19 protein-coding genes are annotated in these 25,730 nt (G+C 47.3%); 7 read left to right on the forward strand and 12 right to left on the reverse strand.

What is annotated here, in order from left to right; genetic code table 11:
* Positions 1-7 precede the first annotated feature (7 nt).
* Positions 8-898 (reverse strand): myo-inosose-2 dehydratase, encoded by an 891-nt coding sequence (gene iolE / locus A1OO_RS19145; protein WP_016961366.1) that lies wholly within the window; start codon positions 896-898, stop codon positions 8-10.
* A gap of 13 nt (positions 899-911) precedes the next feature.
* Positions 912-2,849 (reverse strand): bifunctional 5-dehydro-2-deoxygluconokinase/5-dehydro-2-deoxyphosphogluconate aldolase, encoded by a 1,938-nt coding sequence (locus A1OO_RS19150; protein ID WP_017004117.1) that lies wholly within the window; start codon positions 2,847-2,849, stop codon positions 912-914.
* A gap of 208 nt (positions 2,850-3,057) precedes the next feature.
* Between A1OO_RS19150 and A1OO_RS19155 the strand changes: the two genes are divergently transcribed.
* The 3 genes from A1OO_RS19155 (at position 3,058) to A1OO_RS19165 (ending at position 5,507) form a co-directional block, all read left to right on the forward strand.
* Positions 3,058-3,654, forward strand: a complete 597-nt coding sequence (locus tag A1OO_RS19155) for a TetR/AcrR family transcriptional regulator (RefSeq protein ID WP_017004118.1) — start codon at positions 3,058-3,060, stop codon at positions 3,652-3,654.
* Positions 3,655-3,794: 140 nt separating this feature from the next.
* Entirely contained in the window at positions 3,795-4,829 is a 1,035-nt protein-coding gene (locus tag A1OO_RS19160) for an NADP-dependent oxidoreductase (protein WP_016961363.1), read from the forward strand.
* Between the two features lie 201 nt (positions 4,830-5,030).
* Positions 5,031-5,507, forward strand: coding sequence for a DM13 domain-containing protein (locus A1OO_RS19165; RefSeq protein WP_016961362.1), 477 nt, complete (start codon positions 5,031-5,033; stop codon positions 5,505-5,507).
* Positions 5,508-5,632: 125 nt separating this feature from the next.
* Here A1OO_RS19165 and A1OO_RS19170 read toward each other — a convergent pair whose 3' ends face one another.
* Entirely contained in the window at positions 5,633-8,176 is a 2,544-nt protein-coding gene (locus A1OO_RS19170; RefSeq protein ID WP_017004120.1) for a hypothetical protein, read from the reverse strand.
* Positions 8,177-8,648: 472 nt separating this feature from the next.
* Between A1OO_RS19170 and A1OO_RS19175 the strand changes: the two genes are divergently transcribed.
* Both A1OO_RS19175 and A1OO_RS19180 read left to right on the forward strand, forming a co-directional pair.
* A complete protein-coding gene (locus tag A1OO_RS19175) occupies positions 8,649-9,527 on the forward strand; it encodes a patatin-like phospholipase family protein (protein WP_016961360.1) in 879 nt (292 codons plus the stop codon).
* A 229-nt stretch (positions 9,528-9,756) separates the two neighbouring features.
* Positions 9,757-10,668: a DMT family transporter gene (locus A1OO_RS19180; protein ID WP_016961359.1), complete on the forward strand. Its 912-nt coding sequence runs from the start codon at positions 9,757-9,759 to the stop codon at positions 10,666-10,668.
* A 91-nt stretch (positions 10,669-10,759) separates the two neighbouring features.
* Here the strand turns inward: A1OO_RS19180 and A1OO_RS19185 are convergent, their stop codons facing one another.
* From A1OO_RS19185 to iolB, 3 genes are all read right to left on the reverse strand, one after another.
* Positions 10,760-11,326 (reverse strand): DNA-3-methyladenine glycosylase I, encoded by a 567-nt coding sequence (locus A1OO_RS19185; RefSeq protein WP_016961358.1) that lies wholly within the window; start codon positions 11,324-11,326, stop codon positions 10,760-10,762.
* Between the two features lie 290 nt (positions 11,327-11,616).
* Positions 11,617-12,606, reverse strand: a complete 990-nt coding sequence (gene iolG, locus A1OO_RS19190) for an inositol 2-dehydrogenase (protein WP_016961357.1) — start codon at positions 12,604-12,606, stop codon at positions 11,617-11,619.
* A gap of 82 nt (positions 12,607-12,688) precedes the next feature.
* Positions 12,689-13,519: a 5-deoxy-glucuronate isomerase gene (gene iolB / locus A1OO_RS19195; RefSeq protein ID WP_016961356.1), complete on the reverse strand. Its 831-nt coding sequence runs from the start codon at positions 13,517-13,519 to the stop codon at positions 12,689-12,691.
* Between the two features lie 173 nt (positions 13,520-13,692).
* Here iolB and A1OO_RS19200 point away from each other — a divergent pair, with 173 nt between their 5' ends.
* Positions 13,693-14,880 (forward strand): phytanoyl-CoA dioxygenase family protein, encoded by a 1,188-nt coding sequence (locus A1OO_RS19200; RefSeq protein WP_016961355.1) that lies wholly within the window; start codon positions 13,693-13,695, stop codon positions 14,878-14,880.
* Between the two features lie 92 nt (positions 14,881-14,972).
* Here the strand turns inward: A1OO_RS19200 and A1OO_RS19205 are convergent, their stop codons facing one another.
* Together A1OO_RS19205 and A1OO_RS19210 are read right to left on the reverse strand one after the other, a co-directional pair.
* The gene (locus A1OO_RS19205; protein ID WP_016961354.1) at positions 14,973-17,741 is read right to left on the reverse strand and encodes a calcium-binding protein; all 2,769 of its coding nucleotides are present in this window, start codon (positions 17,739-17,741) and stop codon (positions 14,973-14,975) included.
* Positions 17,742-18,172: 431 nt separating this feature from the next.
* The gene (locus A1OO_RS19210) at positions 18,173-19,540 is read right to left on the reverse strand and encodes an MATE family efflux transporter (RefSeq protein WP_016961353.1); all 1,368 of its coding nucleotides are present in this window, start codon (positions 19,538-19,540) and stop codon (positions 18,173-18,175) included.
* 296 nt (positions 19,541-19,836) lie between these two features.
* Here A1OO_RS19210 and A1OO_RS19215 point away from each other — a divergent pair, with 296 nt between their 5' ends.
* Positions 19,837-21,789 (forward strand): HAMP domain-containing methyl-accepting chemotaxis protein, encoded by a 1,953-nt coding sequence (locus A1OO_RS19215; protein WP_017004122.1) that lies wholly within the window; start codon positions 19,837-19,839, stop codon positions 21,787-21,789.
* A gap of 48 nt (positions 21,790-21,837) precedes the next feature.
* Here the strand turns inward: A1OO_RS19215 and A1OO_RS19220 are convergent, their stop codons facing one another.
* The 4 genes from A1OO_RS19220 to A1OO_RS19235 form a co-directional block, all read right to left on the reverse strand.
* Complete coding sequence (locus tag A1OO_RS19220; protein WP_016961351.1) at positions 21,838-22,341, reverse strand: M48 metallopeptidase family protein; 504 nt, start codon at positions 22,339-22,341, stop codon at positions 21,838-21,840.
* A gap of 143 nt (positions 22,342-22,484) precedes the next feature.
* On the reverse strand, positions 22,485-23,531 hold the full coding sequence (locus A1OO_RS19225; protein WP_017004124.1) for a LacI family DNA-binding transcriptional regulator: 1,047 nt from the start codon (positions 23,529-23,531) through the stop codon (positions 22,485-22,487).
* Positions 23,532-23,812: 281 nt separating this feature from the next.
* Positions 23,813-24,727: a sugar ABC transporter substrate-binding protein gene (locus tag A1OO_RS19230; RefSeq protein WP_016961348.1), complete on the reverse strand. Its 915-nt coding sequence runs from the start codon at positions 24,725-24,727 to the stop codon at positions 23,813-23,815.
* A 175-nt stretch (positions 24,728-24,902) separates the two neighbouring features.
* A complete protein-coding gene (locus tag A1OO_RS19235) occupies positions 24,903-25,706 on the reverse strand; it encodes an ATP-binding cassette domain-containing protein (protein ID WP_017004126.1) in 804 nt (267 codons plus the stop codon).
* Between the last annotated feature and the right edge of the window lie 24 nt (positions 25,707-25,730).

A 25,730-nucleotide genomic window follows, 5' to 3' on the forward strand; every position in this document is an offset into this window, starting at 1 on the left:
CTTTCAATTATATCAATCCGGCATGACGAGCAAACGCAGCCAAATTGTTGTATCCCATTGTTGCGTAAGTGAGAGGATCAGCGATAGACGGGTCTTGTTCCGCTTCTACCACCAGCCATCCTGCGTAATCGCTTCGCTTCAACACATCCATTACTGGGGCATAATCAATACAGCCATCCCCCGGTACAGTGAACACGCCATTCAATACCGCATCAAGAAAGCTCAGCCTGCGATTTTTCGCATCATCAAGCACCGCTTGGCGCACATCTTTGCAATGAACGTGGTTGATGCGGGCGGCATGGCGCTTTGCGACCGCAACCGGATTACCACCGGCATAATGAAGGTGCCCCGTATCCAGTAATAATCCAACTTCTGGCCCTGTTTCCGCCATGAGTCTATCAATGTCGCTTTCACTCTCTATTACCGTACCCATATGGTGATGATAGGCAACTTGCACGCCTTGAGACTGCGTGTATTTAGCAAACTCTGTGAGTTTTTTGCCGTAGTCATCCCAACACTTTTCTGGAAAGGCAGGGCGACGTTCAACGGGCACAGCTTGATTGCCATGAATACAGCCCGTGACTTCAGCAAACACCATTACTTTCGCGCCGAGGGCTTTAAGCAATTTAAGGTGCGATTGCGCAGCCTCAATTTCTTGTTCCACTGAACGGCTCAATAACTCGCCTGAGTACCAACCCGAAACTAGCTTTAGTCCGTGTTTGTCTAAAATCGGCCCAAGCACGAAATCATCACGCGGGAATTTATTGCCCAGTTCAAAACCTGAAAACCCCGCCTGTTTTCCTTCCGCTAAGCAAACATCCAGCGGCGTTGCAGCGCCCAGCGATGGAAGATCGTCATTTGTCCACGTCAGTGGGTTTATTCCTAATTCAACAGCCATGATGCTCTCCTTATCAACGCTGACGCCATGTTTCTATGAGTTCGAGATAGTTAGCCTTAACCGCATCTACGAAGCGCTCGTTATCCAGTTCCCCACGCATCCACTGACGACTTGGCTCACCAAAGATAGTTCGACCCACTGCAAAGCCTTTCACCGTTTGTGATTTTGCTGATGCTGAAAACCCTGCTTTGAGTTCATCTGCAGGCGCATCGAGTCCTAATAAAACAACACCACGGCAATGTGTATCGCGATCAAGGATCAGCGCATCAACATGCTGCCAGCCATTTTCTGTTAAAGGAGGAAGTTTCCACCAATCAGGTTTGATGCCGAGGTTATAAAGCCTTGTCATGACGCGAAGATAAAGCGAGTCAGACACCTCTGGAGATACCACATCAATATCGCGAGGCAGGATCACTTCAACCAAGAGTTCATTACCCGTTGCACAACATGCTTGATAGACCTCTAGCAATGTTTGCTCTTGCTCCAATTGCAGTTCGCGCTGATCGTCTGGATGATAGAACATCAAACATTTCACCACCTGCTCTCTCGGCCAACTGGCGAGTTGCGTACCAATGTTGCCATGTTCGAGACGCAGGGGGCGTGAGCCTGGCAGTTCAATAGGTCGCGCCACCCAGTAGCGCTTATTCACTGTATCACCCGCGCCCGTTGCCGCATTCAGCACGTTCATGCCAAAGGTTGAATCACACAAAATGCCGGCTTTGCCTTCCAGCCCTGCACTCTCTGCCACGTCTTGTGCCGCTCGCCAAATCAGACTTTTCAGATACGAAATGTGGTCGATATCAATGCCCGCTTGTTGTGCCATTTCGACAAACTGAGCACGATGGTCAAACGCCAACACACACAGTTCTGGCCACCCTTTTTCTCGTGTCGTAACACGATGGAGGTGATTCAAATCGGCATCGCGATCAGGACGTGGAATGTTGTGTTCGTGGAGCAAGTAATAATCAAGCTCCTCTTTGGTCGGCATGGCTGGTGAGCAACCATGACGAGACACAACCAACGCGCCACACGCATTGGCGTAACGGCAACATTGCTCCCATGATTCTTCATTGATATATCCGCGCAGCAAGCCAGACATAAACGCATCGCCAGCACCCAGCACATTCAGTACTTCCACTCGCACGCCTTTTACCGTAATGCCTTCATCAAGATGGTTACCGATATCATCAGTAAATACGCTGCACCCCAGCGGGCCGCGCTTACATACCAAAGTGGCATCGGTAAAACCGCGCACAACTTTCAGGGCTTCCACTGAATCGACAGATCCCGCGGCAATATGGAATTCTTCTTCAGTGCCTACAATCAGGTCAAACAGCCCAAGTACATCTTGGAGTTGTTGCGTCACAGCTTGCGATTCAATAAAGCGCGTTTCCCCATCACCCAAGGAGGTCAATCCCCAAAGGACGGGACGATAGTCCACGTCCAGCGCCGTTCGCACACCGTGTTTTCTGGCGTAGTTGAGCGCGGTGATCACCGCTTCACGAGAGCTAGGGTTCGATAAGTGCGTACCCGTGATCGCCAAGCATTTCGCCGAGGCAATGTACTCTTCGTTGATATCATCAGGCGTAATGGCCTGATCGGCGCAGTTATCGCGATAGAAGATCAGAGGGAAAGTGTCTTCATCTTTAATGCCAAGCAGCACCAAAGCAGTCAGGCGTTCTTTGTCAGTAATAATATTGCTGGTATCGACGCCCACTCGTTCGAGTTCTTCACGAACAAAACGCCCCATGTGTTCGTCGCCAACACGCGCTAACATGCCGGATTTCAATCCCTGACGCGCCGTGCCATGCGCCACGTTGCCCGAAGACCCACCAAGGTATTTAGCAAAGGTACGCATATCTTCTAGTCTTGCGCCGACTTGTTCGCCATAGAGATCGACGGCGACCCGCCCAAGGCAAATAACATCCAATGTTTTTTCCTGCGTTGACATGTACCGCTCCTGTCAGACTGAATGGTTGAACTGCTTTTTGATAAAATGAAATGGATATTTCATTTAATAGTAATTACGAACCGACAAAGACGCAACCAGTGAAACAAACATTTCATTGATTGAAACGACATTTATGTAAACACCTTGATTCAATATTGGCTTAACTTGGCACTAGACGACTGGTCTAGTCTTCTGTATGGTACGCACCATGAATACAGAAACGCACTCTACACGTCAGCACATCCTTGATGTCGGCTACCAGCTAGTTGCAGAAAAAGGCTTCTCGAACGTCGGCCTTTCACAATTGCTGAGTCAGGCCGGTGTGCCCAAAGGCTCCTTCTATCACTACTTCAAATCCAAAGAGCAATTTGGTGAAGCACTGATTGAAGACTACTTCTCCGGCTATCAATCTCGTCTTGATGTTTTGTTCAGCGATCCTTCAATGAATGGCTACGACAAACTCATGGCATATTGGGCAAAATGGATTGAAGTGAATAATGGCTTGTGTGCGAATCAGCGTTGTCTGGTGATCAAGCTCAGCGCAGAAGTCTCCGATTTATCGGAATCTATGCGTTGCTCTCTACTCAAAGGCGCAAATGGCATTATTTCCATGATTGCGAATTGCATTCAGCAAGGCGTCGAAGACGGCTCAATCAAGGTTCTTGATAGTCATAAAGCTGCGCACCAGATTTACCACCTATGGGTGGGCGCCGGGCTTATGAGCAAATTGAATCAAAATACTGAATGCTTAACCCAAGCATTTGATACCACTGCGCGTGTGCTGAAAGGCCACGTAGCTTTTTAATCTGTCACGCGAGTACGCCCGAAAATTTTGGACTCACTCTCAGGTACGAACAAACCAGTGATTGGAAAAACCGCCACACTCTGTTGGCGGATTTTTTTGACCAATCACTAGACGACTGGTCTAATGATAAGGAAAGCACAATGTCAGCATCCATGAAAAACACTCGAATCGTCCTTGCTTCTCGCCCTGTTGGCGCGCCTGTTACCGATAACTTCCGCCTTGAATCTTCAGACATTCCCGCGGTACAAAAAGGCGAAGTTTTACTCCGTACCATTTACCTTTCGTTAGACCCATACATGCGTGGCCGCATGAGCGACGCCAAATCCTACGCGGACCCTGTTGCTCTTGATGATGTCATGGTTGGTGCAACCGTTTGTCAGGTAGAAGAATCTCAACATGCAGAATTTGAAAAAGGTGAATGGGTACTGGCATACACAGGCTGGCAAGGCTTCGCCATTTCTGATGGTAAAGACCTTCTGAAACTAGGTAAAACGCCGTCTCACCCTTCGTTCGCATTGGGCATTATGGGCATGCCTGGCTTCACTGCTTACATGGGTTTGCTGGATATCGGCCAACCAAAAGAAGGTGACACACTGGTTGTTGCTGCAGCAACGGGACCTGTGGGCGCGACAGTTGGTCAAATCGGTAAACTCAAAGGCTGTAACGTGGTTGGTATAGCAGGTGGTGAAGAAAAATGCCGCTATGCGGTTGAAACATTAGGCTTTGATGTGTGTATCGATCACAAGGCGGGTGACTTTGCTGCGCAACTAGCAGCAGCTTGTGACAAAGGGATCGACGTTTACTACGAAAATGTGGGCGGTAAAGTGTTCGATGCTGTCATGCCTTTGCTTAACACTGGCGCACGTATTCCCGTGTGCGGCATGATTTCACAATACAACGCGACCGAATTGCCAGCTGGCCCAGACCGTATGGGCATGTTGATGGCAACGCTGCTGATCAAGCGGATTAAGATGCAAGGTTTCATCATCTTTGATGATTACGGTCACCGTTACAACGAGTTCGCGGCTGATATGTCCAAGTGGCTTGCGGAAGGGAAAATTCAGCACAAAGAACAAGTCATCGACGGCCTAGACCAAGCACCAGAAGCCTTTATGGGACTGCTTGAAGGCAAGAATTTCGGCAAGTTGGTGATAAAGGTGGCTGACGCTATCTAAATCAACATCTAACTTCTGAGAACAAAACGCAAAAGCCCGCCTGTGAATTCACAGGCGGGCTTTTTCTTTATCGCATACCCGAGTAACCTCAAGATACAGGATTCAGAGCATCTTGAGGTTGCTCAGGTATGGCATCAAATCAACGTGTTATAGTTACTTTAGAGTCTGTTTAGTATGGATACGCAAGCAGGAGCAAACAGAATGAAAACCCGACACACACTTTTATTGATGTTCTCACATGCCTTCGCCATTTTTATTGGCTTTGCGGTGGGTATCTACGCTTTGCCTATTTTGATCGCCCCACCCGGTCCAAGTATTGATGACGTTTCAGCGACGGCGGCAAACTCCACCTACAACGGCGAGTTTCGAAAAGACCTCAAGGACAGTGACACTTTCCATTGGGGAGAAGGCACGGTATCCATCGGACCAAATATGGTGTCCTTTGCTGGCGAACTCGCCCCTGGGCCTGACTACAAGCTCTATTTTTCACCTGAATTTGTAGAAACGGAATCTGATTTCAATCGACTAAAACCACAAATGGTACAAGTCGGCGATGTGAAAACCTTCGATAATTTCCTCGTCAATGTCCCCACCAATCTCGACCCTTCGCAATACAACACCGTGATTGTGTGGTGTGAGAGCTTTGGTGAGTTTATTACGTCAGCAAGGTATAAATAACGATTAGCAGAACACAAAACAGCCGCTTTTCAGCGGCTGTTTAAATTAGCCTTTATTGTCAAATCGACGTATCAGCTACAAGTAAGCACTGCGTTCTGAGCACCCTCTACATTCGCTAACAAACATTAATTAAGCGATGTATCGACACTACCCGTTTCTATTTTTATCTTGAAGTAGTGCATAAGATTTTCCCCATCGGAGTACACCAGATCTTTGTCGCTCGTATTCAGCATGGGGATCTCCACTTGGAATTTCGCATCGCCTGCAGCGTTTTTCCAAAGACGGATACGCGCTGGCATGATCAACAAAGTGGTTGGTAGTTTCATGGCAGGATTCCCCGCCGTTTTGTCTATTTCATCATAAAGATAATTCACTGACACACTGAGCATGTTCATGTCGATCTCATCAAAATCTCGCGTGGTGAAGAAATTCACCATTGATGAAATCGTGTAAATACCACCTGCAGGAATCGTTCGCCCCTTGAGGTTTTGCACAATCGTGCCGTAATACAGATTGTTCATTCTGTATTGACCCGCAATGCCAAGCGCATCAGCGGACAAGCTTACTTCTTTGCCAGCACCGGGCAACTTACTGTGTTTGGCGGAATACGTGACTTTCCAACCAAAAGGCAATTGCTTAGAAATGGGTGTAATGCCATACACCCAAGGGCGAAACAGGTAGGAACGCAACCCAGAGAACAGGCCTTGAAGCTCAGCGACGCCGCCGGGTAATCCTTGGACGTCTCCCGCAGAGCGCTCATTTTCGTCGTAAGGCGTTAAGTGCAGATGCGCGATGGAAGGCGGGCGTACTTCAACAAGCGAACCATACGAATCAGGCCTTGGGTGACAGTAATGGTTTGAACTAGTCGCGCTGTAGAGATTGCTGTCCGCGTAATTAGGATCAGGGGTTTCTTGAACCAATCTTGCTTTGCAGTAAGTCACACGACGTGAATCAGTCGGTGTACTTGTGATCACAATGTCGTTCTGACGTGCGTCAGCAGCAAAAACGACAATACTCCCCCAGCGTATCGGGTTCCAATCACTTTCTTCTTTTAGCGGTGAACTGCCAAAGGGATCGACATTGTTTGCGTCAAAATGATCTTCCATACTCCCCGTTTGCATCGAGTTCGATGATGAGCCGATATACATCGCCCCACCTCGGCTGCCATAAGTATCAAAGTTACCAAAATCATTAGAGGATGCCGTGTACGTTACTTTGCGATGAACTTTAAGCACACCCGCCGCGTTTGGCCAACCATTGCTGTCATTGACATTTCGGCTTCCAAGCACAGGTTCTGACGCATAGAGCGACCAACCGCCATTGTTCACTGCTGCACAGCTCACAAACGCATTGTGCATGTAGTCCTCATAGCCACCAGGAAAGAACCAACCATCGAGTCCATTTTCCCGCGCCATCAAATTAGTGAGCGAGTTGTAAGCGCCGTCAATGCCCACAAAGCCATTCCAAGGCATGCGTTCAACGACAATGTTCATGAATTCGTTATAAGAGGCTCGCGCAGAGGTGTAGTAATTTTCAGGAAGATAGGGGGTCATTTGAGACACTAAGGAATAGTGCGTCACCCAATTGTAAAACGACACTTCCACCGTCACTGTTTTTGCGGGTAAGCCCCCCGGCACCACAACAGTGGTGGTCGTATCATTCTTACCGATGGGTTTGTTGTATACCCGAGTCTCCCCCGTTTTTTTCGGATTACCCGTGGTTTGGCGATCGTCTGCATTGATGCCTACTGCACCACCACCTAGTTTGGAGCCTACGTTTGCGTACCTCGCAATCTCAGTACCATTCGCTGCAAATGCACGTACCCAACGTACCAGCGGCACATCCACTTTGTCGTCCAATAAGACTTCTTTAGAAGACGTGTATGCACCTCGCGCGGGTACGATAATTTCAGTATCCCCTGCACCGTTATTGAGTTTGAAAGAGGTAAGATCTGGCCATACTAGCGGATAAGTGAAACGTTTCTGCGGCAGTTGATTTGGTTGTCCCGCCCAAAATTGGGTCGTATTCGGACGTGAGGAAGCAGCAATGCTAGGTTGAGGCGGAGTATGACCGATTATCATGCCATTACCGCCATCACCCGGATCTTTCAAACAGCCACTTACAGCAAAATCTGCTACGAGTGTCGATCCGCATTGAGTCAGTACACCATTGCTATCAGTGCCACCAACGGGACAAAGGGCAGTAGGATGTTTCGCCACGCCTCGAAGTTCAGCGCTCAACGATTTACGTCGAACATAAGATCCTTGTCCACGAAAAAAACCCGCGCCAACAGGAATCACCAAATCACCCAGGATTGGGAAATAACCTTTGCCCATCACAACGTTAAACGACAAGGACAAATCCGCATCAGGCACCAGATCCCCGAGATCGTCACGCAACCCCAATGCTTGCTCAAGTTTGCGTTGATTATCCTTCGCAATCAATTTGACTGATTCACGATCCGCCACCCATCGAGCTCGAGCTTGCTCAGAAGACTCTCCGATAGACACAAGATCCAACGTTGTATCTCTGGGTGATGCCGGTGGCAATTGAATTAAAATAGGCGGTTCGGGGGTAACTTCAGGCGGAAATATCGCATTAATAATACGCTCAAACAAAACGATTATCTGTCGAAAGAAAGCGCCAAGTGCGGCCCAAACGCTGCTCATTCTTGTATTAAAGTCACTCACTACACTGCTCCATGCTTCTATCACGTAGTTCATCGAACAGATGCCAAGACATTCCTTTATCAATCCTGCATGCACCTTTAATTTGTATCTGATGGCATCCATTTATCAGAGGAAAAAGACGAATAAACCCATGAGATTTGTGCGTCTTCATTAGCACTGTACGCCACAAAAAAGCGTTAAATTGTATAATTTATGTGACATTAAAGGATTAGTTTGGCTAGATTTTTGGTGACTCAATTCTGGACCACGTGGTACGCATGAATAATGATTGTGATGGGTTATATACCCAAAGCGAGATGCGGCTCTGAAACAAGGGAGCTGTATCCTATCTAACTGAATTCACCGTAACTCATCAGCCCTGGCTATTAATAAAATAGTTATTAGCAATTTCCCTCTACTTTCTACCCAACGTATCCTTACGTCTTAAACAACAAAACAGAGAAAAGAGTCAATGGCAGACAAACGAGCATTGGTGGTTGAGGGCGGTGCAATGCGAGGCATTTTTGCCAGCGGCGTATTGGACGAATTTCTTGATGTGGGGTTTTGCCCTTTTGACTTCGCTATCGGCGTATCCGCTGGTGCGTCAAACCTCGTAGGTTACCTCGCCAAACAGCCAAAACGCAGTTATCGCGTGGTCACTGAACTGGCAACCAATACGACGTTTTTTAACCCAGCACGTTTCGTCAAAGGTGGCAATTTAATTGACGTGGACTGGCTTTGGAAAACCGCCCTAGAACGTTATCCACTCGATACCGATACCTTGTTTACCAATATCCCTTTGCTAGCCGCCGTCACCAATGTTGAAACCGCTTCTGCCGACTACTATTGGGTGAATGAAAGCAACCTGTCTAATGTGATAGAAGCAACCTCTGCACTGCCCATTGCTTATCGCCAGACTCCCTGTTTTTCGGGCGGTTGTTACACCGATGGTGGTGTTGCTGACTCCATTCCTGTGATAGAAGCTTATCGTCGCGGTGCACGTGATATTACGGTGATACTTTCTCAGCCAGAATCTTATGAAATGACGCCAATGCGTCTTCCCAGTTTAATGGATCATATTCTGAAGAAACACCCAAGTATCGCCAACGCCATGCGCCAACGAGCAGACCGATACAATGCCTCACTGGCATTTATTCGTCAGCCACCTACCGATTGCAAAGTACGAGTGATTGCGCCACCAGAAACCTTTCCTGTTGGCCGATTCACCATGAAGAAATCAAAATTGGATCAAGGCTATGACATGGGTCGTCAAGCCGCACAAACGTATCTGTTTAAAACATTTAAATCAACGATGCTTAATAGTCTTGACTGGAATGGCGCTGCCACGTAACTGACTGCATGTCTTACCAATCAATCGTTGCGCCGAGCGAATATCTACGTTAGGTTGTTTGTTCATTAATAAGGATTTTCATTCTCAATGACCACGTTCGCTCAATCACTCTGGCTCCTTCTTCTTATGCCCCTCAGTCGGTAGAGTGTTTCGTTCCCGGCTGTGAGCAACGCAGCCGGACCTCGTTCTCACAGCCTTGATTAGTAAGACAACATCAAGGAAGTTAACCATGAACGACGCCACTGTCAGTGCGCAACCCTCCTCAAATTATCGCCAAGGGATTATCTATGCCCTGATTGGTACCGTGCTATTTTCTATCAAGCCTGTACTGATCAAACTCGCCTATGCCGTAGGTGGAGATGCAACAGCGATCATGAGTTTGCGTGCCGCGTCGTCACTCCCTCTCTATATCGCCATGCTGCTCTGGCTATGCCGAGATCCCGATCAACGAAGTAAGGTACGCCGATATGGCTGGCAAGCTGCCCTGGTCGGTGTATTGGGTTACTACTTCGCCTCACTGCTCGATATTCTCGCCTTAGAATTTATCTCTGCCCAGCTTGAGCGGTTACTGATTTTTCTTTTCCCCTCATTCGTGGTCGCTATCAGTTGGATATTCCTGAAAGAAACGCCGCAGAAAGGGACGTTCATTTGCATCCTGCTTGGCTACTTGGGTGTGGCCATGATTGTGGTGCATGATTTCCAGTCCTTTGGCTCGCAAGTGTGGCTGGGCAGTATCATGGCGATTGCGTCGGCCTTGGTCTTTGCCATCTATTTGATACTGAGCAAGAAAGTCATTGGTAAAATGGGCGCACAGCTATTCACTAGCTTAGGCATGGGAAGCGCGGGCGTGGTGATCATGATGCAGCACCAAGTTCAAGGCGCAGATTTCAGCGCCATGTCGAATGAACTGGTTTTGATAGGTGTCGCCATGGGCATTTTCTGTACGGTACTTCCGTCATATTTTGTAGCAGCAGCAATGGCGCGTTTAACCCCGTCAACACTGAGTTTGACCAGTAACATTGGTCCTGCCATTACAGCGTTATTTGCAATTATCCTGCTCGATGAAACCTTTACTGTTTTTCACGGCATCGGTATGTGTTTGGTCGTGTACGCAGTGGTGCGGATGAACAAGAAGGACTAATACAAAACCAAAAAACGGGCAGTGACATCGCCCGTTTTTTCTAGTTTCTAGTTTCTAGTTTCTAGTTTCTAGTTTCTAGTAAGTATTAACCCTACTCGCCCACATCGACACCATAACGGAAGCAGGTTTTAGTATGATCGTTCACCATGCCTGTCGCTTGCATATAGGCATAACAAATCGTGGTGCCTATAAATTTAAAGCCTAATTTTTTAAGTGCTTTGCTCATGGCATCGGATTCGGGCGTCGAAGTAGGTACATCAGCCATTGATTCTCGATGATTCACGATCGGCGTCCCACCGACAAATTGCCAAATATACTTGTCGAAGCTGCCGTATTCTTTCTGAATAGCCAACACCAAGTTGGCGTTGGTCACGGTGCCATTCACTTTCAGCTTGTTACGAACAATCGCCGGATTTAACAGTAGCGCCGCTATTTTAGCTTCGTCATAAGCGGCCACAGTTTTAATATCAAAGTTATCAAACGCAACACGGTAGCCTTCGCGCTTTTTCAATATAGTGGTCCAACTGAGTCCGGCTTGTGCGCCTTCCAATATCAGCATTTCGAACAGTTCACGGTCGTCGTGAACTGGCACGCCCCACTCTTCATCGTGATAGGTTTGATCAATCGGGCTGACATTAGCCCAGCTGCAACGTTCCATGTTTTGTCCTTAACAGTGATTAGCGATGAACACCAAAATATATCCCCAAGCAACCTCAAGATGCAGGATTCAGAGCCTCTCATCTTGTTCAATTTAAGGAGAAAAGCCGAAGGAATGGTCTCCCCTTTCAAGGCTTTTCGACAATAAAGTGGACGAGATGAGAGGCTCCCAAAGGGCGAGGTTGTTTGGGTATACTGTATATATAACCATGCTTAAAAGTTGACCACAATAAAAAAGAGGATGCAATGTTAAGACTGCATCCTCTTTCTATCCATTGAAGCCTAACGAATTTACGTTAGATTAACCGTCTGATGTGTTTCTAGTGATTCCAACGAGGCTTCTGCCAGCACAAGCGCTTGCTCGCCATCAATACCTGTACATTGCGGTTCAGTTTTGCCTTCAAGTACATCGACAAAGTGTTGCCACTCGGCAATGTAGGCTTCTTTGTAGCGCTCAAGGAAGAAATACTGTGGTTTAGCGCTGCTGCAATCGTCTTCCCCCCAATGTTCAACCAAATGTTCACGTACATTGCCCGCTTTGAGCATGCCTTTACTGCCATGGAGTTCGATACGTTGATCATACCCATAACCTGAACGTCGACTATTGATGATGTTTGCCATTGCGCCAGACGGGAAGTGGAGCACGATCACAGCACTGTCGATGTCGCCAGCCTCACCTATCGCAGGGTCAACTAAGCACGCACCGTGAGCAGACACCGACACGGGATCTTCGCCCATAATAAAACGTGCCATGTCCAAATCATGGATCGACATATCACGGAAAATACCACCAGATACGCGCACATAATCCGCAGGCGGAGGTGATGGGTCACGTGATGTGATCACCAAGGTTTCTGCTTTGCCAATCGCGCCGCTTTCAAACAGATCTTTTAGCGTACGAAACTGTGGATCGTAGCGACGATTAAAGCCAACAAGGAATTTCACAGCGGATTCTGCCACGGTATCCAAACAGGCTCGAACCCGATCAAGACTGAGATCTATCGGCTTTTCGCAAAATATCGCCTTGCCTGCTTTGGCCGCGAGCTCAATGAGATTTGCATGAGTATCCGTCGCAGAGCATATACATACCGCATGAATATCAGGATCGGCCAAGGCTTCTTCTGTCGTCATCACATCGGCATGATATTTCTCAGCCAATTGCGCCGCCCCTTCAGTGTAGGGGTCAATCACAGCGCGGATCTGCGTCATGGGATGAGCATCAATATTGACGGCGTGTACTTTACCAATACGTCCGCAACCAAACAGCGCAATATTAAACATAGCCTCTCCTTTTGCTTTGGCTTTTAAACAGCGGGCGCGGTGAATGACCTCTGCGCCCCTTTGTGAAATTAAGTTAGGTTGATTAACCCGTGTGTTTATCGGCGTATTCCGACGTATTTATCCAAGCGTGGTCCTGCTCCCAGCTAAACAACCACTTACGTACTGGCCCAGCCATGACATTCAGGTAGTAGCTGTCGTAGCCTGCCATTGTTGCCACAGGGTGATAGCCACGCGGGACTTGCACAACATCACCGTCGTAAGCGGCCATGCATTCATCCAACGCTCTGTCATCGGTGTAAACACGCTGGATACAAAACCCCTGAGGCGGGTTTATGCGATGATAGTAAGTCTCTTCTAATTGGGTTTCATTGGGCGGCGCATCACGGTCATGTTTGTGACTTGGGTAGGAGCTTGTGCATCCTTCGTCAGTGTAGACCTCGACAACCAACAGGCTGTCGGCGTCTTTATCATCAGGCAAAATATTGTGTACATAGCGCTGATTATTGCCATGTCCTCTCGCTTCTGCGTCAACATCTCCTGGGGCAATAAGGCGTGAAGGAAATGTGCTTTTTCCTGGCGCATGACAAACGGCAAGCTCCAACGCTGTTGTGGCTGTCAACGTGGCAGAGTCACCGGCGGTGACATACAAAGAAAACGGTTTTTTCCGATCAAAAGGTCCTTCTCTGTCGCCAATTTCACCCAGTGTATTTCCAGACAAGACGGCTTCGGCTTTACCACCGACCAAGACAATACAGAGCTCTTCGTCGATGTTAGCGTTAAATGAGAGTGTTTTACCCGCCGCCAGCAGAAAGGCTTCAAAGCCCACATGTTTCCACCCTGCTGATTCCGGCGTGATGTGTTGATAACGCCCCTGATCATCTGGGCTCTTTCTCTTCGAAAGCAGTTCAGACATAACGTCTCCTTGTCATTTAGACTGATTTCATCGTGTTTTCGATTAACACTATTTCATGTGTCTGCCAATAATAGAACATTTTTTTCAAATCTCAATAAAATGAAATTTATATTTCATTTATCGTTTAACTTGAAATAGACTGAATGCAATTCATTTGCCGAAGGAGAAGGGAAATGCGCAGAAATGGACAAGGAACATCGACGTCTTTTTTTCAGATATCCGATGTTGATCTAGACGCGTTTAAAATAAGTTGCGAACAAAGCGTCCAGCCAGAGAGATACCCGCTGGCTGCCGACATCATCTCAAATGTCGTGATCTATGATGGTGCCGATCTTCGTGCTGCTGCGAATGGTGATTCAGACAGTGTTAACGCGTTTCAAAATGAAATGGCCGATGTGCTGCTTCATGGTCCCGGCGTGTTTGCCATCAAAGGCTTCTACGCGAAAACCAGTATTATCGACGCCATGAGTCAGGTGTTTGAACAGATCCTTGAAAATGAGCGTGGTTATGGCGCGGGTGACCACTTCGGCAAAACGGGGCCCCAAGCGAATGGACGCATCTGGAACGTATTCCAAAAAAGTGCAGAAGCCAATCCTGAGGTATTTGTTCACTACTATAAAAACCCCTTATTGCAGATCGTCTCTGAGGCTTGGCTAGGCCCGCATTATCAAATGACAGCACAAGTGAACATTGTACGCCCCGGCGGCGCAGCGCAAGTATCACATCGCGATTTTCATTTGGGCTTTCAACAACCACAAGAAACTGCACGCTACCCTATCCACATTCAACAAATGTCGGCGATGCTCACGCTGCAAGGTGCAGTGGCTCACACTGATATGCCTCTCGAAAGTGGCCCGACGAAACTGTTGCCTTTTTCGCAACACTATCCACTTGGGTATATGGCTTACCATGAGAAAGCGTTTCAAGATTACTTCGAGAATAACTATGTTCAGGTCCCGTTAGAAAAAGGTGATGCCGTGTTTTTTAACCCAGCACTGTTTCATGCTGCTGGCGAGAACCGCACGCTAGACTTTCATCGTTCTGCGAACCTGTTGCAGGTTTCGTCTGCATTTAGCAAGCCGATGGAGACAGTAGATCTGGCCCATATCTGCCGCAAAGTCTATCCGGTGTTATTGAATTTATGGCGAAACGATGCGTTATCGCCAGATGAAAAAAACGCCATTATTACCACAGCAACCGACGGTTATTCCTTCCCAACCAATTTGGACACGGATCCACCCATTGGCGGCTTGGCACCCGAATCGATGGAAGCACTGCTTCACCGAGCATTAGATGAAGACATGCAAGCCGCGACGTTTGAGGTGGCATTGGCGCAACTGCGTGAAAAGCAGCGAGCTTAATACTTGTATTGGCCTGTAGGAAATAAAAAGCACATAAAAAAACGTCCGACACAATGTGTCGGACGTTTTTGTTTTTGCTAGCATTCTACCAATTAGAAAATACTGTCACCGTCTTGTTGGATGTTTTCAGCGTCTGTCCAAACGGTAATCGATGCACCAGAACCGTTGTGGTTAAACACGTACGCTTCCAACTCGCCTACTTCTGTTGAGTTCAGCCCCATAAAAGCAATCATGTCGGCAGACAATGCCGCTGTTGGTGTAGCCGATGCATCATAGGCCCAGTTAAGCGCCTCAAGGTTAAAGGTATCATCACCTTCACCAAGGTAAGCCACAAAGCCATCCCAATCGCCAGGGTCGACGTTGGTGGTCGTTTGGAACTGATCAGACTGTGATTGAATCGCAAATGCATTCACCGTCACTGTTTGATCACCCGCATCGCCGACTACGGCTTCAACGTTAGCAATCGGCTTACTGCTGGTGGTAACGCCGTATGAAGAACCCGAGAAATCGACATTTGCATCACCTTCAACAATGATCTTATCGAATCCACGGTTACCACTATAAATATTGCCATTAGCGGTCAGAAATGACGCATCAGAGAAGTCTTCCTGATCGAAGTACATGGTGTCGTTACCTTCGCTACCAATATACAAATCTAAGCCAGTACCACCGTCCATAATGATGTCATCTTCAAAACCAGCTTGCAGTACGTCATTGCCCGCGCCGCCATAAAGTGAGTCATCACCGCTTGCGCCAAACAGTTTATCGTCGCCATCGCCGCCGTAAAGAATGTCGTCACCATTGCCGCCATTGATCACATCGTTACCCGCATCGCCATACAATACATCATCACCGTTACCGCCGTTAATGATGTCATCACCTTCATCACCGTGGACAGTATCCTGACCGTCACCACCGTAGATAACGTCTTTACCTGCGCCACCATTGATGGTGTCATTGTCAGTGTAGTTTTTATCTTGTGAAACAATGATGTTGAAACTGGTGTCGTTAAAGTCTTTATCACCCAAGTTCCAAAGGTCTTCCCAGCTTGAGCGGTCACCATCAACGTTTTCATGATCTTTGCCGTCGCCGTTTTCTGCAGCGTTAGACACATAGACCACAGAGCTTGCGCCGCCTTGAGTAATGGTTGAGCTGCTACCTGAAAGGTTTAGTTCGACAGAACCGACATCAAAGCCTTTGCGATCGCCATTTGGAATGAGGAACATACCAAAAGATTCACCGCCTGACACATCAATCTCGATGCTCAGATCTGTTACATTTTTCACGTTATCTGCAATCACAGCGGCACGAACGATGTTGCCATTTTCATCCAGCACATAGTAGCCAACACTGTTGTTGTAGGCTGCACTGTGGGTGAAGTTGCTCAATTCCAACGTCACCGTACCCTGACCTTCTAGATCATACAGAGTCGCACCGTCTTCATGACGAAGATTCAGTGATTGGGTATATTCCACGCCGCCGAAGATCGTATCATCGCCAGCGCCGCCATCAATGATGTCGTCGCCGTGCTCACCATAGATGGTGTCGTTGCCATCACCACCAAACAGCGTGTCATTGTCGCTTTCCACGTTCACTTTTTGTTTCAGTGAGACGTTATCAATCAATGCGCCATAGCTATCAGACTTGCCTTCACCTTCAAAGCGAAGAGTGATGAAATCCACACCCTTAGGAATCACCACATCTACTGTGAACGATTCGTAGTGATCGTTAGCTTGGGTGTTGTCAAAATACTTGGTGTAAATAACATTGCCTTGCTGGTCGAAAACCTTCACTTCAAACTGACTGGTTGAATGGTCACTACCGCGATAACGGTTTGCGTAATCAAATGACAGCTCTAGCACTGCATCGCCGTCGGTCGCCAAACCGGTTACATCGACGTCTTGTTGAACCCAAGTGTTTGTGTGGCTGTCTAACTCAAGTACCGAGTTACTTTTATCATTTTCTGGTGTCCCACCAAACTGGCCTTGTTGCAGTTCGATTTTATTGCTACCCGGCGTATACCAACCTGTTACTTGGTGATCGTGGAACAAACCCCACTGATTAGTGGTGTTATTGCCGTAATCTTCAAAGTCACCGTTAGTCAACAATTCACGTCCACCATTACCCCACTGGCCATCATTGCCATAGATAACGTCGTCGCCATCACCACCATAGATCGTGTCATCACCGTTGCCACCAATCAGCGTATCATCACCCTGACCACCGTCGATGGTGTCATTGCCTTCAAGACCATTGATGGTGTCGTTCACATCACCCGTTGCTGATGTGGTCAGTGCCACATTATCAATCAACGCGCCGTAGCTATCAGACTGGCCTTTAGCTTCAAAACGTAGCGTCACACCTGTCGTGCCTTCAGGAACAGAGAAGTCTATGTCGAAATCAACGTAGCTTTCATTCGACTGGGTGTTCGCGAAATATTTGGTATAAAGAACGTTACCTTCGTTATCAAACACTTTGACTTGGAATTGGCTCGTCGCGTGATTATCACCTTTGTATCGATTAGCGTAGCTAAAGGAAAGGTTAAGAGAGGCATCGCTATCTTCGGTTAGCTTAGTGACATTAATATCTTGTTGAACCCAAGTATTGCCAGTGGAATCAAGTTCCATAACAGTATTGTCAGCGGCGTTAGCAGGTGTTCCACCAAAAGAGCCTTGTTGAAGCTCAATTTTCATCGTGCCAGGTGTATACCAACCTGCCACTTGGTGATCTTGAAACAGACCCCACTTTCTTGCGCCATCATCGCCCCAGGCTTCGAAGTCGCCGTTCATCAGTAAGTTATCGCCTTTACCATCTGAACCGTAGAGAAAATCTGCGCCGCTTGTACCGTTAATGTCTGACATACCTTGTCCTCATTTTATAATGTGACGCTGTATGAATGAGCAAGGAGCAAAAGAGCGGGGATAGCAAAGAAAGACCATCGTGGCTCAAAGCTGTGTCACTGATTAGATGTCAACTCATATTAGAGACAGCTAACATTCATTCAACGTTGTTTGTGACATCAGTTTTAATCACAAGACAAACAACAACAACACTTGTTACATAGCTTCAGCTTAAACTCAGCGAGTTGAATTAATAACATTGCATGCATCGATGATGAATGAACCAGAATAATGACGAGAAAAGAATGAGATTAAAGTAACAATGCCGCAATTTTCTCTCAACCAAGCCCAAAAAATGCGTCAGAAGTGAGAAAATCACAGAGAAGTGTTAAATGCATAGACAATTAGGCAAGCTCATCTCAAGTCCGAGAACTCAAGATGAACATAATCCATTACGCACTGGCTGCTTTTTCTTGTGTGAGGTTATTCACCCACTTGGTACCAAACACACGACGAATAGTGGGATAGAGCTTTACAATCTCCTCTGATGTCATCATCAGAAACACATACTGCAGCGGCATATCGAACCACATTGCTGCCAGTGCAGTCATAGGAATTGCCCACATCCACTGACAAACAACATCCATATTCATACAGAATTTGGCATCGCCACCTGCGCGTAAAATTCCCACGATCAGCGTGATGTTAATGTTTCTCGCAACCGTACTGATAGCAATAATTGGAAAACAAAGTGCCGCTAGCGCAATGACATCTTGGCTAACTTGGGCATATAAAGACAAAACAACGGCCTGTAAAGACAATACAAGCATGGCGCAAAGCACACCGACACATGCTGATGTCACTAACGCATAACGAGCATACCGCTCACTGATGGCCAGTTTGTTTGCGCCAAGCGCATTCCCCACCACAATCGCGGTTGCTCCCGATAAACCGGATGCGACGCAAAGTGTCAGTGCTTCGAGTGACGATACAATCGCCATGGTCGCCAATTCGGTTTCACCCATACGACCCATAATGAGTTGATAGACAAAAATGCCACCGCTCCACATCAAACTCCCCGCGATAATTGGCAGCGTAATAGTCAAATAGCGATTGAAGATACGAGAAGAGAAAGAAAAATCCCGAAGACCAAGAATCAATGGAGGACTCAAGTAATAAATCACTGCCACCGACATGAAGACACGTAATACCCGTGCAATGACCGTTCCTAAGCCTGCCCCCATTAACCCCATGGCTGGCAGACCTAAATAGCCAAAGATCAAAATGAAACTCAGCCCAACGTTTAGCCCAATTTCAATGATGGACATGGTCATCGTCGTTTTGGTTTTGCCTAGTGCGCGCAACGCAGCATCCATCGAGATGCTTGGCCCAGCAACCAAAATCGCCACACTGATGATTTGCAGATAGTTCGCGGCGAGTTCGGCCGTTTCACCCGTGGCTTTAAACAAAGAAGGAATGACATCAGGAAAGAACCAGCAAAAAGCAAACAACAAAGCAGAAGCAAACGTTGAGATGGTCGTACCGAGCGCAAAGTTTCGTCTTAGGCCATGTTCATCTTCAGCTCCCCAGTATTGAGCAAGTAAAACGCCCATTCCGGTGCCCATTCCCCAGATAAAGATACCCGTAAACCAAAATACCCGCGCACCGATGCTAGACGCTGCCACTTCCTGTGTGCCCAACTGACTAACCATAAGACTGTCGATGAAACCTGCACTGCTAAATAACAAGCTTTGCAGTACGAGAGGAAAACCCAGCAGAGCAACCCGCCGCAAAAAATACCCATATGAATGTTCTGTCATCCGATTTTCCTCGCCTAGCCAGGCATATTATCTTAGTAAATATTTTTATTTACTATAACGTTCACCGACAAAGAATGCGAAGTGTAAACACATGTAACTATTTGAATTATTTTCGATTTATATCACAGGACAATCCTATCAACTGCGCTCGTAAATCTTGGGATAGCCTCTTTAAAGCAATCCTCTCATTATTTACATGGGGAAAAAGCACACGAAAAAATGGCCGCCGTCTCACTACTGAGCTATTTGTTTAATACGTTGATTTTATAAAACCGTATCGTTCTAGGAGCTATTAGATGTTACGCAACCTAAAGCTGGGCCAGCAATTAACTGTTTCTTTTTCATCAGTCATGATCCTGATGCTAATTGTGGCAACGGTAGGCTATGTCGGGCTATCTAGCGGCTTCAATAGCTTTACGGAATATCGTGGTCTGGCGAGAAGCTCTAATGAAGCCAGTGAAGTGCAATCTGCACTTTTAAGCGCACGCCTTAGCGCACTGAAGTTTCTTAAAACACAAGACCCTACACAGATAGATAAAGTGAACGAAGAATTGGCGCGTATTAGTAGCGGTATTCAAACCATTCTCTCGCACGAATCCAATCCTGAACGCATTCGCGAGCTTGAAGAATCAAAGGTCTTGTTAAAACAATACGGCGATACGTTCGCGAGCGTCGTACAAGACTTTAAAGACAGAAATGTAGTGGTCAGTGAGGAGTTAGACCCCAGCGGCCTCAAAATGCGTAAGCTCATGACAACCTTGATTGAAGAGGCTTATCAAGCGGGTGATTCGGCAACCTCTTTCTACGCCTCGCAGGTACAGGAAAAGTTACTACTGGGTAGGTTGTTTGCCTCAAAATTTCTGATCAGCAACTCCCAAAACGATTTAAGTCGTTCGTTGGACGAACTCAATGCCGCGACTAAACCTCTCAACATATTAGAATCAAGCGCGAATACCCGTACTGAGAATGAACTCGTCCAAAGCTTTAGTGATGCTCACCTCACGTATATTTCAGCACTTCAGAAAACCGCTGAAATCATCAAAATACGAAACGAAAGGATCGCAGGAACCCTCGATGTGATTGGACCTCAAGTCACCACCAACCTTGGGGATTTCAAACAGTCCATCAGGGCGTCACAAGATACCTTAGGCCCGCAGGCACAAACTCAAAGTGAGTCTGCCGTTAAAGCCGTCATCGTCGTCTCTCTTGTTGCCATTTTTGTTGGTATTACCCTTGCTTTGCTGGTCACCAAAGCCATTCGTTCACCGATTGGCGGTGAACCTAAAATCATCGAGAAAATGGCAAGACAAATTGCGCAAGGCGACCTTACTCAAAACTTCAATTCCGATAAGAAGGCAACAGGCATTTACGCTGCTATGGGTGACATGAATGATAACCTCAAAGACATTATGTCCCAACTCAATGATTCGGTTACAACACTGAGCAATGCGTCCGGCACACTGGTCACTGTGACAGACGAGACAGCCACGAACTCTGAATCACAAGCTGAACAGTTGGGCCAAACAGCCGTCGCGATGAATCAGTTAACCAGCACCGTCGACAATATTTCTCAAAATGCGCAGCAAGCGTCGGACATTGCGAATGAAGCAGACCAACATGCTCGTGAAGGGCAAGTCGTGTTAGATCAAACACGCACAAGTATTGACTCACTTGTCACCAACATTAGTAACGTGAGCAATATTATTCAGAACCTAGAAAATGAAACGAAAAACGTAGGCAGCATTCTTGATGTTATTCGTGGGATTGCCGAGCAAACTAACCTATTGGCACTCAATGCCGCCATCGAGGCCGCACGTGCTGGTGAACAAGGCCGTGGTTTTGCCGTGGTCGCTGACGAGGTTCGCAGCCTTGCAAGTCGTACCCAGCAGAGCACCGAAGAGATCCAAGAACTGATTCATAGGCTTCAAAATGAATCTAAGCGCTCTGTCGAATCCATGCAAATCAGCATGGATGAAGCTGAACAAACTTCGAGTAAAGCCGATAAAACGCGAGAAGCGTTAGAAGCCATTACACATTCTGTTGCCACCATTCGCGACATGAACAGTCAGATAGCCGTTGCCGCCGAAGAGCAAAACACCGTGGTAAATAACATTAACCAAACGGTTGAATCGCTTAACAGCTTGGGTAAAAGCACCGCTGTGGGTGCGGAAACACTGTCAAATGAGGCAAAAGGCCTGACCCGTATCACCGCCAATGTGAGTGAAATCGTCCGAAAATTCTCGCTATAAAACCCACAGATCCTGCAATTGAAAAACGCGCTCATGTGAGCGCGTTTTTTATGATTTCTTAGTCAACTCCAAATGAATTAGATACAGCCGCGCATCAAATTCCAACTGATGATAATCAGGCTCCATATGGCAGCAAAGCTGATAAAACGCTTTGTTGTGTTCTTTCTCTTTTAAATGTGCCAATTCGTGAACCACCAGCATCCGCAGAAAAGGTTCTGGCGCTTCTTTAAACATAGAAGCGATACGAATTTCATTTTTGGCTTTTAGCTTGCTGCCATGAACGCGCGACACAAAACTATGCAGCCCCAGTGCGTTATTTACCACATGGATTTTTCCGTCATACGCCACTTTGCTGATAGGTGAGGACTTTTTGAGGTATTGATTTTTAAACCCCATCACATAGTCATACAACGCTTTTTCAGTGGTGATCGCATGCTTGCCTGGGTAACGCTGAGTAAGCCACGCACCAAGCTTACCACTTTCTACAAGGCGCTCAATTTGGGAGACCAAATGCTCGGGATAACCGTTTAAATAACGAAGAGATGGATTCATTGCCGTTTCATGCTGCGCTAATCAAGAACGCTATGCTACCAGTATTCCCGCTCAAATCCCTAGCACTGCAACGAAACCGACTGTACGCCGAGCCGTTCAATGGCTTGATGATTCATTGATTCCGCGTTAATGGCTGAGTGCGGTTAACGGTGTTTTTGCGTCGAGCCACGAAGCACGGGCTCGCACGGCAGGGTAATAGATTGCGGCGGTAGATTTGGGTTAGAGATGTGTTCAAACAGCACATCCATGGTTGATTGGATCATCTCTTCATTCGGTTGTCGAATCGTCGACAAGTTATAAGAGCGACTCTTCGCAAGACGAATATCATCCACCCCCAGCACACCGACATCTTGCGGTATCTTCAACGCCAGCTCATAGCGCAACGCATCCATACCACCACAGGCCATAATATCATCGGCATAGAACAAGGCATCCGGTCGTTCAGAGTTTTTGAACACCCGCAGTGTCGCATCGTATCCAGCGTCGTAACTAAATTCGCCACCTTCTACCACCTGCCATTGGTTACACCCACGCTCCATTAAGCGGCTAATAAAGCCTCGCTGACGATCGACGGTCGCAGAGGTACCGATTGGGCCAGCAACAAACGCAGGTCTCATATAACCTGCATCGAGCAACATGTCCGCTGCCATTCTGCCTGCCAACACATTATCGCAACTGACGACTGTGACGCTGTTGTCACTGGAATCGCGGCCGAATATCACTACAGGTGTATCTTGGGATCGACACGCATCCACGAGTTGCTGAGGCAAAGACGCCGACGTGATGATCAAGCCGTCTACGTTGTATTCCATGACCAGCTCTACCGCTTCTTGAATATCCATATCACTGTTCACGTTAATCAACAGACTATGGCAATCTCGCTTTTGAATTTCAGACGTGAAACGAGAAAGGATCGGTAAGTAAAAAGGGTTATTGAAATCCGTCATTAATATACCGACAAGGCTTGAGCGCGATTTGATGCCACGTGCCATTCGGTTAGGTTTGTAGTTTAATGCCGCCGCCGCTTTAAATACTTTTTCACGCAAGGGTCGTGAAATGCTGGCTTCGGGGTTGAACGCACGAGATACCGCAGAGACAGATACACCGGCCGCTTCCGCCACTTCCACGACGGTAACTCTACGCTTTTTCACCGCTGGTGAATTCGTTGTTAGCTGTGTCGGTTTATCCATTGTCATACGCTACCCTGCTTTCTGTCTTATTCGTCATCAGACCGCTCCTAGACATCATAATGAAATTGTTTTCATCTGGACACAGGAACGTACTGCAATTGCGCGCAGCTTATCTCGGTTGCGATAAACACATCACTTGGAAATGAAAATTTTTCTGGTGTATTGAAGCAGCGAAAAGGCGCAGAGCGATACTGAGCCTCTTCACTGTTCAATTTTTAGCAATTCAAAGATAGGTGTTCAGGCAATCTGAACTCGCATCTTAAGATTACTCAGGTATACGATTAGCGATATTCGCCAGCCAGTTTTTCTACCAATTCAACGTTTTCTTTGGTCACAAAACCTGGGCCAGAGTTGATGTTGTTAGACGGCGCGACACCGTAACGATTAAACAGGGTCAACACCATTACTGGCAAGTAACCTTGAAGGAACGGTTGTTGATCAATGCCCCACTGGATATTGCCATCTTTGATGCCTTGTGCAATTTCGCCACTTAGATCAAACGTACCGAAGTAGATGTTGCCTAATTGACGGTTTTTCTTCAGCGCGCGAATAGTTGGGTGAGCAGATGTTGGACCCAGTGTTAAAACTGCTTCTGTTTCTGGGTTTGCACGCAAGTACGCCATCACTTTCTTCTCGATGCCCGTTGGATCCTGACCTGAGTCAATCATCTGGCTACCCAACTCAACACCCAATGCATCAGCAAAGCCCTGGCAACGTTCAACCGATGCAGGGTTAGTGATGTAGTGGTTGACACAAACAAAGTTTTTAACGCCGTCAGCTTTGGCACGTTTACCTGCACCATAGCCTGCATCGTATTCTGGTTGACCCACGTGAAGGATTGCGCCCAAGTCTTCACTTTCTTGTGCCGTACCTGAGTTCATGGTTACGACAGGAATACCTTTCTTACGCGCTTTCTCCAATGGGCCTTTCAGCACCTCGTAATCGGCAATAGTGGTAATAATCCCTTGTGGGTTTGACGCCACGGCTTGCTCAATGATCCGTGCCATGTCAGCCAAATCACCCGTAGGCGGATTCCGATACTCCACTTCAACGTTGAGCTGGTCGCCCGCTTCGTTAATGGCATTTTTAATGGTGTTCCACCAAGAATCCGAGTCCGGTGCGTGACTAATCAACACAAAGCGTTCGCCATCGGCTAGCGCAGTGCTGGGAAGCAATGCTGCAAACGACGCAGCCATTGCTAACACAAGGACGGACGCTCTCTTTGCTACAGATTTAAGTAGGGTATTCATCCGGTGTTCTCCAATTTGCTTATTGTTGTATCCATCGGGTAAGGCAATACTCACCCCTTAGGTTACTGCTAAGGTTTGGGCAACAACTGCCCTATGACATTACGTTTTTCTCCACCAAAGCCTAATTCGCAGGCGCAGTATCTGCGCGCTGGAATTCGGCTAATTCTGCTTCAAGCGTTTCCAACTCTTGCCCGCCAGACATCATTTCCAATATCTGTTCGCGGGTGACATCTTTCTTCATCCATGTGCCCAAACTCTTGCCGCGATTAAGCAAGGTAAAGCGATCTGCAATTGGGAAAGCATGGTGCACGTTGTGCGTGATCAAAATAACGGCGAGCCCTTTACCTCGAGCACGAGCCACAACTTTGAGTACATTAGCCGATTGCTTCACACCCAAAGCCGCTGTCGGCTCATCAAGGATCAGCACTTTAGCGCCAAAGTGAATCGCTCTCGCGATGGCCAAACATTGGCGCTCACCGCCAGACATCGTGCCAATTGGGTGCTCGGGGTCTCGAACGTCGATTCCCATGTCTTTCATACCGGCGGTCGCAATTTCGTTGGCACGTTTGGTATCAAATACCTTAATCGGGCCCCAGTTTTTGGTAATTTCACGTCCCATAAAAAAGTTACGAGTAACACTCATCAAAGGGACCAACGCCAAATCCTGATACACGGTAGCGATACCTGCGTCGAGCGCATCACGCGGTGATTTAAAAGCCGTAGGCTGGCCATTCATTAAAAACTCACCTTCAGAGGGCTTGTGCACCCCTGCTAGGGTTTTAATCAAGGTTGACTTACCTGCACCGTTATCCCCGAGCAAGCAATGCACCTCCCCCATTTTTACTTCCATATCGATATCTTTAAGTGCGATCACTGACCCGAAGTAGCGGCTTACCTTCTTCAGTTCTAGGATATATTCCGACATTTTTCTTCTCCTAAATTCCGTATC

The sequence above is a fragment of the Enterovibrio norvegicus FF-33 genome, assembly GCF_000286835.2.
In the GTDB taxonomy this organism is placed as follows: domain Bacteria; phylum Pseudomonadota; class Gammaproteobacteria; order Enterobacterales; family Vibrionaceae; genus Enterovibrio; species Enterovibrio norvegicus_A.